The sequence below is a fragment of the Dactylosporangium sp. NPDC051485 genome (assembly GCF_040682015.1).
Taxonomy (GTDB): Bacteria; Actinomycetota; Actinomycetes; order Mycobacteriales; family Micromonosporaceae; genus Dactylosporangium.
The window spans coordinates 18065-35208 of sequence record NZ_JBFAZW010000008.1; the positions used below are offsets into that span (position 1 = coordinate 18065).

General features: G+C 71.7%; 17 protein-coding genes. 11 read left to right on the forward strand and 6 right to left on the reverse strand.

Annotation, left to right across the window (positions count from 1 at the left end; genetic code table 11):
• Positions 1-669: 669 nt before the first annotated feature.
• Positions 670-3102, forward strand: a complete 2433-nt coding sequence (locus AB0M46_RS06080; protein WP_363333222.1) for a chitobiase/beta-hexosaminidase C-terminal domain-containing protein — start codon at positions 670-672, stop codon at positions 3100-3102.
• A gap of 43 nt (positions 3103-3145) precedes the next feature.
• Here AB0M46_RS06080 and AB0M46_RS06085 read toward each other — a convergent pair whose 3' ends face one another.
• The gene (locus AB0M46_RS06085) at positions 3146-3901 is read right to left on the reverse strand and encodes a hypothetical protein (protein WP_363333223.1); all 756 of its coding nucleotides are present in this window, start codon (positions 3899-3901) and stop codon (positions 3146-3148) included.
• Positions 3902-4054: 153 nt separating this feature from the next.
• On the opposite strand from AB0M46_RS06085, the gene AB0M46_RS06090 reads away from it, so the two are divergent.
• On the forward strand, positions 4055-4393 hold the full coding sequence (locus AB0M46_RS06090; protein WP_363333224.1) for a hypothetical protein: 339 nt from the start codon (positions 4055-4057) through the stop codon (positions 4391-4393).
• Positions 4394-4421: 28 nt separating this feature from the next.
• Here AB0M46_RS06090 and AB0M46_RS06095 read toward each other — a convergent pair whose 3' ends face one another.
• The 3 genes from AB0M46_RS06095 to AB0M46_RS06105 are packed head-to-tail and all read right to left on the reverse strand — an operon-like array spanning position 4422 to position 7143.
• A complete protein-coding gene (locus AB0M46_RS06095) occupies positions 4422-5261 on the reverse strand; it encodes a hypothetical protein (protein ID WP_363333225.1) in 840 nt (279 codons plus the stop codon).
• A 38-nt stretch (positions 5262-5299) separates the two neighbouring features.
• Positions 5300-5941 (reverse strand): response regulator transcription factor, encoded by a 642-nt coding sequence (locus AB0M46_RS06100; protein WP_363333226.1) that lies wholly within the window; start codon positions 5939-5941, stop codon positions 5300-5302.
• Positions 5929-7143 carry a sensor domain-containing protein gene (locus tag AB0M46_RS06105; protein ID WP_363333227.1) on the reverse strand — a complete coding sequence of 405 codons (1215 nt, stop codon included), beginning with the start codon at positions 7141-7143 and terminating at the stop codon, positions 5929-5931. The genes AB0M46_RS06100 and AB0M46_RS06105 overlap by 13 nt, the downstream gene beginning before the upstream one ends.
• Positions 7144-7255: 112 nt before the next feature.
• Here AB0M46_RS06105 and AB0M46_RS06110 point away from each other — a divergent pair, with 112 nt between their 5' ends.
• The gene (locus AB0M46_RS06110) at positions 7256-8644 is read left to right on the forward strand and encodes a hypothetical protein (RefSeq protein ID WP_363333228.1); all 1389 of its coding nucleotides are present in this window, start codon (positions 7256-7258) and stop codon (positions 8642-8644) included.
• On the opposite strand, the gene AB0M46_RS06115 is transcribed toward AB0M46_RS06110, so the two are convergent.
• Complete coding sequence (locus AB0M46_RS06115; RefSeq protein WP_363333229.1) at positions 8634-9635, reverse strand: sigma-70 family RNA polymerase sigma factor; 1002 nt, start codon at positions 9633-9635, stop codon at positions 8634-8636. The genes AB0M46_RS06110 and AB0M46_RS06115 overlap by 11 nt on opposite strands.
• Before the next feature lie 44 nt (positions 9636-9679).
• Between AB0M46_RS06115 and AB0M46_RS06120 the strand changes: the two genes are divergently transcribed.
• From AB0M46_RS06120 to AB0M46_RS06135, 4 genes are all read left to right on the forward strand, one after another.
• The gene (locus AB0M46_RS06120) at positions 9680-10468 is read left to right on the forward strand and encodes an alpha/beta hydrolase (RefSeq protein ID WP_363333230.1); all 789 of its coding nucleotides are present in this window, start codon (positions 9680-9682) and stop codon (positions 10466-10468) included.
• Positions 10469-10559: 91 nt separating this feature from the next.
• Entirely contained in the window at positions 10560-11075 is a 516-nt protein-coding gene (locus AB0M46_RS06125) for a hypothetical protein (protein WP_363333231.1), read from the forward strand.
• Positions 11076-11124: 49 nt separating this feature from the next.
• The gene (locus tag AB0M46_RS06130) at positions 11125-12111 is read left to right on the forward strand and encodes an aldo/keto reductase (RefSeq protein ID WP_363333232.1); all 987 of its coding nucleotides are present in this window, start codon (positions 11125-11127) and stop codon (positions 12109-12111) included.
• Positions 12108-12671, forward strand: coding sequence for a GNAT family protein (locus AB0M46_RS06135; protein WP_363333233.1), 564 nt, complete (start codon positions 12108-12110; stop codon positions 12669-12671). The genes AB0M46_RS06130 and AB0M46_RS06135 overlap by 4 nt, the downstream gene beginning before the upstream one ends.
• Before the next feature lie 160 nt (positions 12672-12831).
• Here AB0M46_RS06135 and AB0M46_RS06140 read toward each other — a convergent pair whose 3' ends face one another.
• Positions 12832-14391 carry an MFS transporter gene (locus AB0M46_RS06140; RefSeq protein WP_363333234.1) on the reverse strand — a complete coding sequence of 520 codons (1560 nt, stop codon included), beginning with the start codon at positions 14389-14391 and terminating at the stop codon, positions 12832-12834.
• Between the two features lie 61 nt (positions 14392-14452).
• Here AB0M46_RS06140 and AB0M46_RS06145 point away from each other — a divergent pair, with 61 nt between their 5' ends.
• The 4 genes from AB0M46_RS06145 to AB0M46_RS06160 all read left to right on the forward strand — a co-directional run bounded on the left by AB0M46_RS06145 (position 14453) and on the right by AB0M46_RS06160 (position 17132).
• Positions 14453-14902: a MarR family transcriptional regulator gene (locus tag AB0M46_RS06145; RefSeq protein WP_363333235.1), complete on the forward strand. Its 450-nt coding sequence runs from the start codon at positions 14453-14455 to the stop codon at positions 14900-14902.
• Between the two features lie 52 nt (positions 14903-14954).
• Positions 14955-15329 (forward strand): hypothetical protein, encoded by a 375-nt coding sequence (locus AB0M46_RS06150; RefSeq protein WP_363333236.1) that lies wholly within the window; start codon positions 14955-14957, stop codon positions 15327-15329.
• Positions 15330-15391: 62 nt separating this feature from the next.
• Complete coding sequence (locus AB0M46_RS06155) at positions 15392-16075, forward strand: response regulator transcription factor (RefSeq protein ID WP_363333237.1); 684 nt, start codon at positions 15392-15394, stop codon at positions 16073-16075.
• Positions 16068-17132 (forward strand): HAMP domain-containing sensor histidine kinase, encoded by a 1065-nt coding sequence (locus AB0M46_RS06160; RefSeq protein ID WP_363333238.1) that lies wholly within the window; start codon positions 16068-16070, stop codon positions 17130-17132. The genes AB0M46_RS06155 and AB0M46_RS06160 overlap by 8 nt, the downstream gene beginning before the upstream one ends.
• Positions 17133-17144 lie beyond the last annotated feature (12 nt).

Sequence of the window (17144 nt, forward strand, 5' to 3'; positions counted from 1 at the left end):
AGTTGAGTATAGGGCCAGAAGGCTACTATCAGGCAACTGGCTGGTCCATAAGCGAGCGTTACCCCCACCGCCGGCGGGAGATCTTGCGGAACGAGATCCCGGTGCCGGCCAGCCGCGCCCGCTCGAGCCCCGGCTCCAGGGAGAATCTGATCACGATCGGTTAATCCTGCCGGCCGGCGCACCGTTTGCCGGTTGAAGATCGGCGCGGCTGGGGGTCGCCGGTTCGGAGCAGGCATCGTCCGCCGTCGGTGGGCTGGAGGCTTCGCGTGCTTCCCGCTTGGCGCTCGGGTGTCGGATCTTGTGGCATTTCCCGGCGGGGGCGGAGTGATGCGGACGAAAGCAAAACGGCTGCATCGTTGATTCACGTCGGTTTATGTCCGACAAAATGTTTCTGGGGTGTAACTCTTCCGTTGCCAGAGTTGCCAGTCTACCGTCACGCTACGTGTGAGAGCGCTCTCACATCGCGCCGCCCAACCCCGCCGCATTTCGATGCTTGGAGGCGTTCACCCCATGAATTGGAGCCGTCGAGACCCAGCTCAACATCAATCGCTGTGGCGTACCGGTCTGGCCAAGTTGGCTGTCGCCGCGTCCGCCGTCGTCCTGGTCGTTGTCGGCAGCAGTGGCCCAGCTGCTGCCGCGCCCGGGGACTACACCCAGAGCGTCACGCAGTTGAGCGCGACGCAGGCCCAGATCTCGTTCACGCCGACGACCCCCGCCCGTTATGTCGACGTCCACTATCTTTCCCCCAACGCTGGTCAGCAGAACTTCCGCATGACCAACAACGCCGGGACCTGGCAGCAGACCGTCGGCTCGCTGACCAGTGGCTTCGTGTTGGAGTACTGGTTCACCTACGAGAAGAACGGCCCGCAGTTCGATACGCCGCACTTCTTCTACACCCAGGGTGGCACCAGCACGGTTGCCACGCCGACGTTCAGCCCGCCGGGCGGGACGTACACGACCGCGCAGTCGGTGACGCTCGCGACGGCGACGGCGGGGGCGAGCATCCGGTTCACGTTGGATGGCTCGACGCCTACGGCGGCTTCGACGTTGTACACCGGTCCGCTCACGATCTCGGCGACGACCACGGTGCGGGCGATCGGCGTGCTGGCCGGTCAGACGGACTCCGCGGTGGCCAGCGCGACCTACACGATCAGCGCTGCCGGCACGGTTGCCACGCCGACGTTCAACCCGCCGGGCGGGACGTACGCAACCCCGCAGTCGGTGAGCCTTGCGACGGCGACGGCGGGGGCGAGCATCCGGTTCACGTTGGATGGCTCGACGCCTACGGCGGCTTCGACGTTGTACACCGGTCCGCTCACGATTTCGGCGACGACCACGGTGCGGGCGATCGGCGTGCTGGCCGGTCAGACGGACTCCGCGGTGGCCAGTGCGACCTACACGATCAGCACCGCGACCTCATGTACGACCCAGCCCGACATCCCGGACTTCGGCCCGAACACGCGCATCTTCGACCCGAGCATGTCCACCGCGACCATCCAGGCGCAGCTCGATGCCGACTTCAACGCGCAGAAGGACACCCAGACCGCCCAGATGGCCAGCCGGCGGGTGGCCCACCTGTTCAAGCCGGGCACGTACAACGTGCGCGACGATGTCGGCTTCTACACCTCGGTCGCCGGCCTCGGTCAGGAGCCGGGCGGCGTGACGATCAACGGTGACGTCACGGTGGACGCCTTCAACGCCTCCGATGCCGGCAACGCGACGCAGAACTTCTGGCGTTCGGCGGAGAACCTGAGCATCGTCCCGAGCAGCGGCTCCGACCGCTGGGCGGTGTCGCAGGCCGCTCCGTTCCGCCGGATCGACGTCCGCGGCAACCTGTGGCTCTACCCGGCGAGCTTCGGCTTCGCCAGTGGTGGCTACATCTCCGACACGAGGGTGTCGGGGCAGGTCTCGTCCGCCTCGCAGCAGCAGTGGTACACCAAGGACAGCGCCCTCGGCAGCTGGAACGGCAGTGTGTGGAACATGGTGTTCTCCGGCACCACGGGTGCCCCGGCGAACTCCTTCCCGACGCCGCCGATGACCACGCTGGGCACCACTCCGGTGTCCCGTGACGTGCCGTACCTGTACATCGACGGCACCGGAAAGTACCGCGTGTTCCTGCCCTCGCTGCGCACCAACGCCTCCGGCCCGAGCTGGGCGGGCGGCAGTACACCCGGCTCGTCGCTGCCGATGAGCCAGTTCTATGTCGTGAAGACGGCCGACACCGCCTCGACGATCAACGCCGCGCTGGCGTCGGGCTGCAACCTGTTCTTCACCCCCGGCGTCTACCACCTCAACCAGACCCTCAACGTGACGAGGGCCAACACCGTCGTGCTCGGCATCGGGTACCCGACGCTCATCCCGGACAACGGGGTCAACGCCCTGCAGGTCGCCGACGTCGACGGCGTCCGGATCAAGGGTCTGCTGTTCGACGCGGGCACGACCAACTCGGCGGCCCTGTTGACGGTCGGCCCGTCCGGCTCGACCGCCGACCACACGGCCAACCCGACGACGCTGCAGGACGTGTTCTTCCGCATCGGCGGCGCGGCTGTGGGTAAGGCGACGAACAGCCTCGTCGTCAACAGCAACAACGTGATCGTCGACCACACCTGGGCCTGGCGCGCCGACCATGGCAACGCGGGCACCGTCGGCTGGACGATCAACACGGCGGACACCGGCGTGCTGGTCAACGGCAACAACGTCCTGGCGACCGGCCTGTTCGTCGAGCACTACCAGAAGTACGAGGTCGTCTGGAACGGCCAGAACGGCAAGACGATCTTCTTCCAGAACGAGACGCCGTACGACGTGCCGGACCAGGCATCCTGGATGGCACCGAACGGGCTCAACGGGTACGCCGCGTACAAGGTGGGGCCCAACGTCACCACGCACGAGGCATGGGGCTTGGGCAGCTACTGCTTCTTCAACACCAACCCCGCGGTGAACCTCTACCACTCGTTCGAGGTGCCGAACACCGCCGGCGTGCGGTTCCACAGCGTGCTGACCGTATCGCTCAACTTCAAGGGCACCATCACCCACGTCATCAACGACACGGGTGCGGTCACGCCATCGGGCACCACTCCGGTCAAGGTGACGAACTACCCGTAGGCCCTGAGGCCGGCGGCCCCTGCCACGAGGCAGGGGCCGCTCATCAGTAGGTCCGCACGAAGGTGGCGGCCGCGTCGGGGTCGACCAGCGACGTGGTCGTCCACCGGTTGTCGCCACAGGTGTACGGCTGCGGGTTGCTCGTCCCGGTGGGGTTGGTCTTGAGGACCTGCTTGTTGTCGACCAGGACGGTCATCGTCATGGTGCCGGTCTTGGCGCTGAACAGGATCTGGTGGTTGGACGTGCGCAGGCTCTGGCGGTACTGACCGCTGAACTGCAGCGTGACCGCGCGTCCGTCGGCGGCCTTGCCGGTGTACGTGACTGCCGAGTAGTCCGAGACGGAGTCGCCCTCGGCGGTGATCTCCTGCTGCACGCCGGAGCCGGTGACCCTGACCTTGCCGAGCGGCTTGCCGTCGGCGATGAGGTCGGTGAAGTCGAACGTCGACTTGTACTCCAACTGCTTCCAATTGCCGACGAGGCACATGTCGATCGGCCCCGTCTGCGGCGCTTCGGTGCTCGTCGCCGCGGACGGCGTGACGGCCTTGTTCTCGGTGGCCTGCTTGTCGTCGGACTGGCGCCGGATCGCGATCACCACCACGATGCCGACGGCTACCACGGCGAGCACCACGAGACTGCCGATGAGCGCGAAGATCCGCGCACTGCGCTGCGGCGGCGGAGACGGCTGGTACGCCGGTTGCGGTGCCGCGGAGTACGGCTGCGCCGAGTAGGGCTGCGCGTTGCCCGGACCGTGCCCCCCGTCGACCGGCGTGATGTCATAAGACTGGCCGTTCCACTGCGTCATAGATGGTTCTCCCCCCGATGTCACCCGGTCGGGATACAGGGTGTCACAACCCGCGACGGGCATCGAGATCGACGACGCTCACCTGGTGCACCGTGCGATGGCCCCGCACGACGAACGGAGACCGCTTTGGCAGAAGGCTGGACACTCTCTGACGTGTGGATGCTGCGGTCGATCGGCGGGGAGGACCCGGCCCGTGGGTCGTCCTTGCGCCAGGTGATCGCTGTGGCGGACTACCTGAACCATGCGATTCCACGGGAGGACGAGTTCGTCGCGGCGGTCAGCCGGCTGGCCGAGGCCGGGCTGGTCGAGTTCGACGTCGCGGCCGACCGTTACTGGCGCACCGCGGCGGGCCAGTCGTCGGCGGCGCACCGTGGGAGCTTCACCGCCGGGCTGGCCGCATTGCCCGAGCTGCCATCGGCGAGCCCGTCGCTGGCGCTGCCCGCCGGGGTGTTCTCGTCGGCGGTGGCCGGCTACCTGCAAGGCTCGCCATGAGGCGCACCGACTAGCTAGACCGCGCTGGCTACCGGATGCCGTGGACGTCGATCTGGTCCGCCGCGGGGTCGGGGCGGCCCTCCTCGATCATGCTCATGACGGTGAGGGCGATGGCCCGGACTCCGAAGGCCACCGCGGTGAACACGGCCAGCTGGACGGGGTTGATCCCGGCGTCGCTGTTGACCGTGACGGACGGATCGGTCGTGACCTCGGCGCTGATCAGGTACTGGACGATCGTCAGGCCGACCGCCAGCAGCGTGACGGCGGTCGCTCTCGCCTGGCGGCTGGTGGCCCCGGTTCCCAGCCACACGGCCATCCCGGTCGTCACGCCGAGCCCGGCGGCGATCATCGCGGCGTTGGCGACATCGATCGTCGTGCTCGTATCGGTACGGCCGGAAAATGCCGCCTGCAGGCTCATCGCGGTCATCAGCAGACCGGCCGCGATGCCGCCGCCGATCGTCCACAGTGGTCGCGGGTGCGCGGCGGCGAACCAGAAGATGCCCACCGTGAACAGCACGGCGATCGCGGTCAGGCCCATGCTCGGGGCCAGGAAGAAGTGGACCTCGTAGTCGCTCATGTGGATGGTGGTGGCGGCCACGAAGAGCATGTCGTCGCGCGCGGTCTCGATCAGCGCCCAAGCGGCGACCAGCACCAGCAGGAGGCGGTTGCGCACCGTCCGCCGCTGGTCGGTCATCCGGACCAGGCAGAACACGGCCAGCAGGGAGCCGATGCCATTGCCGAGGAGTACTCCGAGGACGAACCAGACGTGGTGGTCCACAGCGTGCTCGGCCTCCTCATAGATGCGGCTCGAAGAAGTCGCGACGGCTCGGGGCCGCCGGCGGTGCGCATCACCGTACACCGCGGCCATCGATGTCGGCGTACATGTCCGGCCTCGACCGGCGGCGATCAGGGCTCCTGATTGAGGTACGCCAGGACGGCCAGGACGCGGCGGTGGCCGGTCGTGGACGGGGGCAGGCCCAGCTTGGCGAACAGGGCGTTGATGAGGTTGCTCACCGACTTCTCCGTGATGGTCAGGGCGTCGGCGATGGCGGCGTTGGAGCGGCCCTCGGCCATCAGGCGGAGCACCTCCCGCTCGCGCGGGGTCAGCCCGTCCAGGCTGCTGCGGCGGTGCAGCAGCTGGGACACGACCTCCGGGTCCATCACCGTGTGGCCGGCCGCGACCTGACGGATGGCGTCGATGAACTGCTGGACGTCGCCGATGCGGTCCTTCAGCAGGTAGCCCACGGCGCCACTGCGGTCGGAGAGCAGTTCGCGGGCGTAGAGCTGCTCGACGTACTGCGAAAGGATCAGCACCGGCAAGGCGGGGGACTCGGCGCGGGCGGCGAGGACGGCGCGCAGGCCCTCGTCGGTGAACGTGGGAGGCAGCCGCACGTCGATCACGGAGACGTCGGGGCGATGGGCCAGCAGGGCCTCGGTCAGCCCGGTGCCCTCGGCGACGGCGGCGACCACTTCGAAGCCGTAGGCGGTCAGCATCCGGGTGAGGCCGTCGCGTAGCAGGGGCTGGTCCTCGGCGATCAGGACGCGCACGGCAGCTCCATGGCCAGCGTGGTGGGGCCGCCTGCGGGGCTGGCGATCCGCAGGGTGCCGTCGAAGGCGGAGAGCCTTCGCCGGATTCCTTGCAGGCCGGTGCCCTTGCCGGCGTCGGCCCCGCCGCGGCCGTCGTCGGAGACGGTCATGCTCAGGCGGTGGCCCTTGTCGATCACGGCGATCCGGATCGTATCGGCGCCGCTGTGGCGGATGGCGTTGGCCAGGCACTCGGCCAGGGCGAAGTACGCGGCCGACTCCACCGGGGCGGTCAGCCGGCGCTCCAGGCGCAGGTCCAGGTCGACCGGGACGGCGCTGGACAGGGCCAGGGCCCGCACGGCGCCGGCCAGGCCGCGGTCGGCCAGCACCGGGGGATGGATGCCGCGCACCAGGTCGCGCAGCTCGGTCAGGGCGGTGCCCGCGCTCGCCTTGGCCTCGGCCATGAGGGCCTTGGCGGTGTCCGGATCGGCGTCGATCATGTTCTCGGCCATGCCGATGTTCATGCGTACCGCCACCAGCCGCACCTGCGCCCCGTCGTGCAGGTCCCGTTCGATCCGGCGCAGCTCGGCCGCCGAGGCGTCCACGGCGGCGGCGCGCGTGGCGGTCAGGTGCTCGACGCTGGCCGACAGCCGCGCCTTCGCGGTCGGGCCCAGCAGCGCGCGGGCCAGCCGGGCCTGGGTTTCGAGGAGAAGACCCGGCGCACGGTACGCCAGGAAGACCAGCCCCACCCCGGCCGGCACGAGCAGCCAGGCCAGGGCGGCCGAGCGGTGCGTGAACTCGAGCACGGCCGGGTCGAAGCCGGTGGGGTCGGGCAGCAGCGCCCGCAGCAGCGGCGCCGTCAGGCACTGCAGGGCGGCCTGCCACAGGCCGAAGCCCACGGCCACGCCGGCGATCCCGAGCGCGAACTGCGACGCCAGCCAGGCCAGGTCGCGCCACGTCGCCGGGTCCTGGAGCAGGGCGCGGGCCCTGGGCAGTACACCTGAAGGCACCGGACGATAGGGGCGGGGCACCTCGAACCGATCGCGCTGCAGGCCGGCCAGGCGGCGCACCATCCAGGCGGCCGCGGCGAAGAGGACGAGCCCGAGGCCCCCGAGCGGCGTGGCCGGCGCCGACAGCAGGACGAGGGCCAGCAGGAACGGCGCGGGCAGCCCGATCGCGGCGCCGAGCGCCAACCGCCCGAGATCGCGGATCACGTTGCGAACCATGGCGATGAACCTAAGGAAGCGAGCCGGTCGGGGTCGACCGGGCAGGCCCCCCAATGGATCCGGGTGTCTGCACCTTGGCGCCGGGCGCCCCGCGTCGGTGAGCCTTCTCGGCATGAAGCGATGGCTGATGGTAATGCTCGTGATGGCCGGGTTCGCCGGGCTGGGCGCGGCCCCCGCGGCGGCGGCCCCCGGCGACGTGTCCGCGACCGAGGTCTCGTTCGAGGGCGCCGGCGGCGTGGTCCTGCACGGGACGGTCCTGGCCGGCGCCTCGGCGGCGGGCCGGCGACCGGCGATGGTGATGCTGCAGGGGGCGGGCAACCGCGGCCGGCAGGCGATCCGGCCCGACGCCGAGGCGTACGCGCGGCTCGGCGTCGTCGTGCTCATCTACGACAAGCGCACAGTCGGCTACTCACTGTTCCATCGCGACTACTCGGTGCTGGCCGACGACGCGCTGGCCGGCCTGCGCCTGCTGGCGGCCCGCCCCGACGTCGACCCGGCCCGCCTCGGCCTGTGGAGCGCCTCCGAGGGCGCGTTCGTCGCCCCGCTCGCCGCGGCCCGGTCGGCCGACGTGAAGTACGTGATCGCGACCGGCGCCGTCGGCGTCGCGCCGGCCGTCCAGACGCGGTGGCAGTGGGGCGAGTACCTGCGGCACTTCGGGGTCTCCGGCTCGCTGACCCGCACGATGCAGGGCCCCGCCTTCCGTACCGTGGTCGGCGCCGGGCTGTTCACCGAGGGCGACTTCGACCCGCTCGCCGGGTGGCGGGAGGTGCGCCAGCCCGTCCTCGCCGAGTGGGGCGAGCTGGACCACGACGCCATGCCGGAGCTCAGCGCCCGCCTCATCGCCGGGGCCCTGCACGACGCCGGCAACACGCACGCGACGTTTCGGACCGTTCCGGGTGTACGGCACACCCTCCACCTGACCGCCGACGGCGGCTTCGACCACTTGGCCGCCATCCCGTCGGACTACGGGCGGTACGAGGCGGCCTGGATCGACGCCCCCGCGCCCACCGCCGCCGAACTGCCCGCCGGGGGCGGCCCGGTCCCGGCCGTCGCGCCGCTGCGCTGGTACGAGTCCTTCGGGCTGCAGGTCGCCGGCTTCGCGCTCCTCGTCGTGGGCTTCGCCGCGTTCCCGCTGACGGCCGCCTTCCGGCGGGTGCGCGGCCGCCGGTTCGCCCCGCCGGTGCGCCGCCCGGCCCGCTGGCTGGCCGGCGCCGGCCTGGCCGCGACCCTCGGTGCCCCGCTCTACCTGTTCTTCATGATGGCCGTCGCGGCCCAGGTCGTCGGCCCTACGCTGCTCGGCCGTCCGCTGCCCTGGCTGCTCCTGCAGCTGCTCGCCCTGGCCACCGTGGTCGCCCTGGTGTGCACCGCGATCGCCTGGCGCCGCCACCGCGGTGAGATCTCCGCCCCGGAGCACGTCCGCCTGACCCTGCTCGTCACCGCCGGCGCCCTGTTCCTCCCCTTGGCCGTCCACTGGGGCCTGCTGGCCGGCGTCAGAGGCTGAGCGGCAGGCCGAAGCGGTCGAAGACGGCGAGGTCGATGAAGGACGTGATCTCGACGATGCGGTCCTCGCGCAGCGTCAGCACGTTGAGCGACCAGGCCTCGTAGGGCCCGTCGGGGCCGGGGCGCAGGTAGCTGGCGACGGCGGGCTGGGCGTTGGCGGCCGTGGGCAGGTGGCGCCAGTTGCCGCAGGTGGCGAGCGGCAGCCGGACGGCGAAGTCGGTGACGGCCGGCAGCCCGCGGTACCAGTGCGCCTGCGGCGGCATCGACCAGGTCACGTCGGTGGTCAGCAGCGCCACCAGCCCGGCCGCGTCGCCGTGCTCCAGGGCGGTGGCGTAGGCCTCGACGATCTTGCGGATGCGCTCGTCGCCGATGCGGCGCAGGGTCGGCTGCTGGGGCATCGGCGGAACCTTCTCGGCCAGCGTGCGGCGGGCCCGGGCCAGCGCGGAGTTCACCGAGCCGACCGTGGTGTCCATCATCGCGGCGATCTCGGCCGCGGCGAAGCCGAGCACGTCGAACAGCAGCAGCGCGGCCCGTTGGTTGCCCGGCAGGTGCTGCAGCGCGGCGACGAAGGCCAGCTCCACGCTCTCCCGCCGCTCGAGCACGACGTCGGGGTAGGGGCTCAGCCAGGCCACGTCGTCGCGGGGCTGGTCGGTGACCGCGGCGTGCTCGCTGGACGGGCCCAGGTCCATCGGCAGCGCGCGGCGGCCGCGGGCGGCGATGAGGTCGAGGCAGGTGCGGGTGGCGACGGTGAAGAGCCAGGCGCGCAGGGAGCCGCGGCCCTGGAAGCCCGACAGCCCGAGCCACGCCCGTACCAGCGCGTCCTGCAGCGCGTCGTCGGCGTCGTGGACCGAGCCGAGCATCCGGTAGCAGTGCGCGTGCAGCGGCCCGCGCAGCGGCGCGACGAGCCGGGCGAAGGCGTCGTCGTCGCCCTTGCGGGCCCGCTGGAGATCGTCGGCAAAATCGGGTGCCAGAAGGCGACGAGTCGGGGCCATCGCGCCGGTCTCCTATCTGAGCGCACGAAAAGGAGGTACTTGACGTGAAGAGTGACACCCTGCGCGTCCCCGGCGCCACGCTGCACTACGAGCTGCGCGGCGACGGGCCGCTGCTGGTGCTGGTCGGCGCGCCGATGGGCACCAGGTTCCTGAATCCCCTGGCCGACCAACTCGCCGCCGACCATACCGTGCTCACCACGGATCCGCGGGGAATCGGCGCGAGCATGCTCGACGATCCGGAGTCCGACTCCAGCGCCGAGCAGCGGGCCGACGACGTGGCCGCGCTGATCGCGCGCGTCGATGTGGGCCCGGCCGCGGTCTTCGGCACCAGCGGCGGCGCGGTCACCGCGCTGGCCCTGGCGCAGCGGCACCCGGCGGCGGTGCACACGGTGGTCGCCCACGAGCCGCCGGTCAACGATGTGCTGCCGGACCGCGACGAGCGCAACGCCGCGATCGAGGACATCATCGCCACCTACGAGGCCGGCGACGTGCCCGGCGCGTGGAAGAAGTTCCTCGTCAACGCCGGCGTGACCGAGCAGCAGGGTCCGCCGCCGGGCCCGCCGGACGCGCAGCAGATCGCCGACGAGCGGCACTGGTTCCGCCACGAGATGCGCGGCACGACCTACTTCCGGCCCGATATCGAGGCGCTCCGGGCGGTGAGGGTCCTCATCGGGCTCGGCGAGGAGTCCGCCGGGCAGTTGCTGGACCGGACGTCCCACGCGATTGCCGAGCTGCTGGGCACAACGCCGATTTCATTCCCGGGCGGGCATATCGCATTCGTGATTGATCCGCCCGGTTTTGCCGCCAGATTGCGCGAAATATTGCGTTCGTGAGCTAGGTCACGCCGTCGGCCGGCCAGGCGTTCAGCAATTCTTCAGTTGCCCCCGCGACACTCGAAAAATGGTCCGGAGGTGGCGGAAAGGTTTGTTGATCGCCCTGGCGGTCGCGCTCATCGCATTTCTTGGATTGACGGCGCGGTACTTCGTGTGGCCGCGCCTGCCCGTGCTCCCGCCCCACATCGACGCGATCGTCGAGCTGGCCGGGCCGGGCGACGACGACCGGGACCGGCTTGCCACGCAGCTGGCCCAGGCGCGCCGCGCGGACTACCTCGTGCAGTCCACGCTGCCGTCGGACGCCGCATCGGGCCGGTGCCTGCCGGCCCCGCCGGGCGTGACGCTGCTGTGTTTCCACCCCGACCCGGACACCACCCGGGGCGAGGCGGAGGCGATTGCCCGATATGCGAGAGAATTTGGCTGGAAATCTGTCGTCATTGTGACAACGGCCGATCATGCATGGCGCGCTCGACTGCGCGTAACCCGCTGTTTCCCGGGACAGGTATACGTGGCGACCTCGCATTTGCCGCCGCTGTACTGGTTCCGGCAGATCCCGTATCAATGGGCCGCTTCGGCGAAGGCCGAACTCGTCCAGACCACCTGCTGAGCCGGGCCGCTGTTGACCTGGAGCGCGCTCCAGGTGGCAGCGTGCAGGCATGACGAAGACGCGATTCCTGGGACGCAGTGGCATCGAGGTCAGCGCGCTCGGCGTGGGCTGCTGGGCGATCGGCGGCCCCTTCTGGGGAGGCGATCAGCCGTTCGGCTGGGGCGAGGTGGACGACGACGAGTCGATCCGGGCCATCCGCCGCGCGCTCGACCTCGGTGTCACGTTTTTCGACACCGCCAACGTCTACGGGGCCGGGCACAGCGAGCGGGTCCTCGCCCGCGCGCTGGAAGGCCGCCGCGACGAGGTGGTGATCGCCACCAAGTTCGGCTGCACCTTCGACGAGCAGACCCGCCAGGTCGGGCCGGACGACGGCAGCCCGGAGGGCCTGCGCCGGGCCGTGCACGAGTCGCTGCGCCGGCTCGGCACCGACCGCATCGACCTGTACCAGCTGCACATCAACGGCCTGCCGATCCCACAGGCGCTGGACCTCGTGCCGGTGCTGGAGGAGCTGATCGAGCAGGGGCACATCCGAGCGTACGGCTGGAGCACCGACTTCCCCGAGCGGGCCGACGCGTTCGCCTCCGCCGGCGCGCGCTGCGCCGCGATCCAGGCCGACATGTCGGTCCTGCGGGGCTCCTACGAGGTGCTGCCCGTGGCCGAGCGCCACGACCTGGCCGTGATCATCCGCGGCCCGCTGGCCATGGGGCTGCTCGGCGGCCGCTACACGGCGGGGTCGGAGCTGCCGCGCGACGACGTGCGCGGGCTCAGTCCGGAGTGGATGACGTACTTCACCGACGGCCGCCCCACGCCCGAGTTCCTGGCCCGCATCGACGGCATCCGCCAGGTGCTCACGTCGGGCGGGCGGACGCTCGCGCAGGGCGCGCTGGCCTGGCTGTGGGCGTACGATGCCCGGACAGTGCCGATCCCGGGCTGCCGGACCGTCGCGCAGGTCGAGGAGAACGCCGGCGCGCTGGACCACGGCCCGCTGATGCCCGCCGAGCTGGCCGACGTGGAAAGGTTGATGGGCCGGGGATGAGACCCGCCGAGCTGCCCGCCGGGGCACTGCTGCGCCCGATCGAGCCGGACGACGACGTGGCGCTGCGCGAGGTGAGCCTGCGCAACCGCGAGCGTTTCCGCCGCTCGTCGCCGGCTCAGCCGGAGGCCTTCTGGACCCCCGCGGGGCAGCGCGAGCGGGTGGACACCGCGGTGCGCCGCAACGCCGCGGGCGAGGCGTGGACCTGCGTCATCGTCCGCGGCGAGGCGATCCTGGGCATGGTGACGCTGAGCTCGATCGTGCGCGGCCCGTTCTGCAACGCGAGCATCGGCTACTGGATCGACGCGGCGGAGGAGGGCCGGGGCGTGGTGTCCGCGGCGGTCGGCGCGGCGTGCGCGGTCGCCGAGGCCGAGCTCGGCCTGCACCGGGTGGAGGCCAGCACGCTGCCCGGCAACGTCGCCTCGCAGCGGGTGCTGGACAAGAACGGCTTCGAGCGCTTCGGCCGGGCCCGCGACTACCTCTACCTCGACGGGCAGTGGCAGGAGGCCGTGCTCTACCAGCGGATCCTGCACGACCGGCCGCCGGTGCCCGGGTCGGCCTGAGCCGTGGCCGGGCCGTTGCGCCCGTGCCCGCGCCCCGGCCGCCGGCCCGCGCCCCGACGAGGGCGGGTAACCGGCGGCCGATCCGTTCATCGCTGCGCGGCTCCGTTCACCGCGGGACGCCGCCGAGGCCGACGCGGGTGGCGACCTGCGGCGGCTCGGTTCACCGCTGCGCGGCCAGGGCCGGCTCCTGCTCGGTCTGCGGCGCCGGGGCGCGGCGGGCGCGGAAGGCGAGCAGCAGCAGTACCGCTCCCAGGAAGGCGACCACCGCCGCGGACGCCGCGGTGGCGTGCATGGCCGTGATGAACGCGGAGTTGGCCGACTTGGCGAGGTCGGGCCGGTGCAGCGCGTCCGCGACGGCCCGGGTGCGCTCGGCCGACGGCGCGGCCGCGTCCCGGGCGGCGGCGGGCAGGCCGGCCAGCGCGGGCTCGATCCGGTCCCGGTACGTCGTGGAGAGCACCGTCCCGAGCAGCGCGATGCCGAGCACGCTGCCGACCTGCCGGACGGTGTTGTTGACCGCCGACCCGGCGCCCATGCGGTTCAGGGGCAGCACCGAGATGACGGCGGCGACGGTCGGGGCGATGGTCAGGCCCATGGCGGTACCGCTGACGAAGCTCACCGCGCAGAACCAGAACAGCGGCGTATCCACGTCGAAGAGCAGGTTGGCCAGGAACGCCGCGGCGACGACGAGCAGGCCGCCCCCGCTGACCGCCCCGACGCCGAAGCGCTTGGCCAGCCGGGCGCCGATCGGGGAGCCGATGGCCACCCCGATCGCGCCGGGCAGGAAGGTCAGGCCGGTGTCCAGGGCGCTCATCCCGCGGGCACCCTGGAGGTAGAAGTTGCCGTAGAACATCTGCCCCGTGATGGCGAAGAACAGCGCGGCCAGCGCGAGGTTGCCGGCGCTGAACCGCCCGTTGCGGAACAGCCGCGGGTCGAACGAGGGCTCGGGGGAGCGCCACTCGAAGACCGTGAACGCGACGAGCAGCGCCAGGCCGGCCAGCACGGAGATCCACACCTGCGGGCGCGCCCAGTCGGTGTCCTGGCCGGCCTCGATCAGCCCGTAGGCGAGCGCGGCCAGGCCGGCGGTGGACAGCAGGAGCCCGATCGGATCGGGGCGCCGACGCTGCGCGAGCTTCGGATTCGGTACCACCACCGCGATGCCGATCAGCGCCAGCGCCACGACGGGGAGGTTCACCAGGAACACCGAGCCCCACCAGAAGTGGTCCACGAGCACCCCGCCGAGCAGCGGGCCCAGCGCCACGCCGACGCCGCTGGAGGCCCCCCAGACGGCGATCGCCCCGGCCCGCCGCTCGGGCGGGAACGTGGCGCCGATGATCGCCATCGAGGTCGGCATCATCATCGCGCCGCCCAGGCCCATCAGGCCGCGGGCCAGGATGAGGCTGGTGGCGTCGCCGGCCCAGGCCGCCCACACCGAGGCGGCGCCGAAGCAGAGCAGACCCAGCACGAGGATCGTGCGGTGGCCGTAGCGGTCGCCGAGCGCGCCGGCGGCGAAGAGCGCGGTGGCGAAGATCAGCGCGTACGAACCGACGGCCCACTGCAGCTGGCCCGGCGTGGCGCCGAGGCCGGCGCGCGGGTCGGCGAGGCGTTCCAGCGCGATGCCGAGGATGGTCGTGTCGATCCATATGAGTACCGCGGCGAACACCAGCACCGACAACACTCGGCGCTGCCGCGGTAGGCTGATTGGCAGGTCCCTGACGGTCATGTTGCCACACTCGCAGGATCGTCAGGTTCCTGTCAATAGTGCCGGCGCGCACAATGGTTGGATGACCACCGAAGCCGCCTGCTCGACGTTCCTCATCCGCCACGCCTGGCTGGCGCTGCGCGGACACGTGGCCGAGGCGCTGGTCCCGTACGACCTGTCGCTGGCCCAGTTCGCGTCGCTGCTAATGCTCGACGAGGAGCCGGGCATGTCCGTCGCCGACGTGGCCCGCAAGTGCTCCACCGCCCGGCAGTCGGCCAACGAGATGCTCGGCGGGCTGGAGCGGGCCGGCCTGGTCGAGCGGCACCCGCACCCGACCGACCGGCGCTCGCAGCAGATCTTCCTGACCGGCGCCGGCCGGGTTCGCCTCGGCGAGACGCTGCCGGTCGTCCAGGCCGTCGAGGCCCGCCTCGCCCAGGGCTTCACCCCGGACCAGCTGGCCGTCGTGAACGCCTGGCTGCAGCGGATGACCGAGGTCACGCCCGCGGGTCTCGAGGAGATTCCGACCCTCTGATCTTGCCTAAGTGTGTCTCGCGTCACATCATGGAGTGTGCGGGAGGTGCAGCATGGAACTGCTCGGCGGCATTCAACGCATGGAACACGCCATCCAGACACCGGTCGGCGACCCGGCGTGGCGGCCCGCGATGAGCCGCGCGGTGGCGCAGCTCAAGGCGGCGTTCGCCGAACAGGTCTCCGGGCTCTACGCCGAGGTGCTGGACGACGCGCCTTGGGTGGCCCCCTACCTCGACGACCTCGCCGGCCGGCACCGCTCGGTGCGGACCGCGCTGGACGAGCTCGAGGGCCGGCTGCGCGACCCGGGGACGGACGAGGACGTGCGCTGGGAGGCCGATCGCCTCATCCGTGAGGTGTGGCAGTACCGGCAGAAGGGCGCGGACCTGCTGTACGAGGCCTACGAGACGGACCTCGGCGGCGAGACCTGACGGTTCGCTTACGGCCCGCCGCCACGCATGGTGCCCCGTGCCCTGCGCTCTACGCTCGAACGATGGGGCAGCGCGTGCTCGTCGTGGACGACGACCCGACCGTCAGCGATGTCGTCCGGCGGTACCTGGAGCGGGAGGACTTCGCCGTGCGCCTCGCCGGCGACGGCCGGGCCGCCCTGGACGCCTACCGGGCCGAGCGGCCCGACCTCGTGGTGCTCGACCTCATGCTGCCCGGCATCGACGGGCTGGAGGTCTGCCGCCGGCTGCGGGCCCAGGACCCCGGCCTGCCCATCATCATGCTCACGGCGCTGGGCGAGGAGTCCGACCGGGTGCTGGGCCTGGAGATCGGCGCCGACGACTACGTCACCAAGCCGTTCTCGCCCCGCGAACTGGTCCTGCGGGTCCAGTCGGTGCTGCGCCGCGCCGCGCCCCCGTCGCCCCAGGCCGGCGAGCTGATCGACGGCGAGCTGCGGGTCGACGCGGCCCGGCGCATCGCCACCCTGCGCGGCGCGGAGCTCGCCCTCACCGTGCGCGAGTTCGACCTGCTGGTGTTCCTCATGCGCAACCCGGGCCGGGTGCTGCGCCGGGCCGAGCTGCTGGAGCAGGTGTGGGGCTGGACCTTCGGCGACCAGTCGACCGTCACCGTCCACATGCGACGGCTGCGGGAGAAGGTCGAGGACGACCCGGCCGAGCCCAAGCGCATCCTGACCGTCTGGGGCGTGGGGTACCGGTACGAATATGCGTGACGTCCTGCACACCTTCCTGATGGCCCTCGGCGGGGCGTTGGCGGTCGCCGTGGCCGGCCTCGGCGCCCTGCGCGCGCTGCGCGGCCGGTCCGTCACCGCCCACATCGCGGTGCTCCTGCTGGTCACCGTGCTCAGCGTGCTCGCCGGCATCCTGGGCGCCGCCATGCGCATGTTCATCTCCGACCACGACCTGCACGTCCTGCTCATCGTGGTCGGCACGGCGGCCACCGTGTCGCTCGCGGTCGGGCTGTGGTCGGGCCGGCGCCTGGCCCGGGCCAGCATGTGGCAGGCCGAGGCCCGCGAGCGCGAGCGGGAGGCCGAGGCCCGGCGCCGGGAGCTGGTCGCCTGGGTCTCGCACGACCTGCGTACCCCGCTGGCCGGCCTGCGGGCCATGGCCGAGGCCCTCGACGACGGGGTCGTCTCCGACCCGGAGACCGTGGCCGACTACCACCGCCGGATCAGCGCCGAGACCGACCGCATGGCCGGGCTCGTCGACGACCTCTTCGAGCTGTCCCGGATCAACGCCGGGGCGCTGCGGCTGTCGCTGGCCGACGTCCCCCTGGGTGACGTGGTCTCCGACGCCATCGCCTCGGCCTCGCCCCTCGCCGCCGCCGAGCACATCAGCATCGTGGCCGAGCCGTCCTCGGGCTGGCCGGTCGTGCGCGGCTCGGTGCCCGAGCTCTCGCGGGTCGTGGACAACCTCATCCGCAACGCCATCCGCTACACCCCGCCGGACGGCACGGTCACGGTCACTGGCGGCCAGGACGACACCGGCGGCTGGCTCGCGGTCAGCGACACCTGCGGCGGCATCCCGGAGGCCGACCTGCCTCGGGTCTTCGACGTGGCCTTTCGTGGGGGCACGGCGCGTACACCCGCGAAAAACGCCGGAGGGGGACTGGGCCTGGCCATCGTGCGCGGCCTGGTCGAGGCCCACCACGGCACCGTCGCCGCGGACAACGTGGGCGGCGGCTGCCGCTTCGTGGTGCGGCTGCCTACCGCAGACCGTCCAGCGCGCGCCGACATGGGTCGTCGGGCCGCTCCGGCAGGCGCGGGATGACGTCGAGCAGCT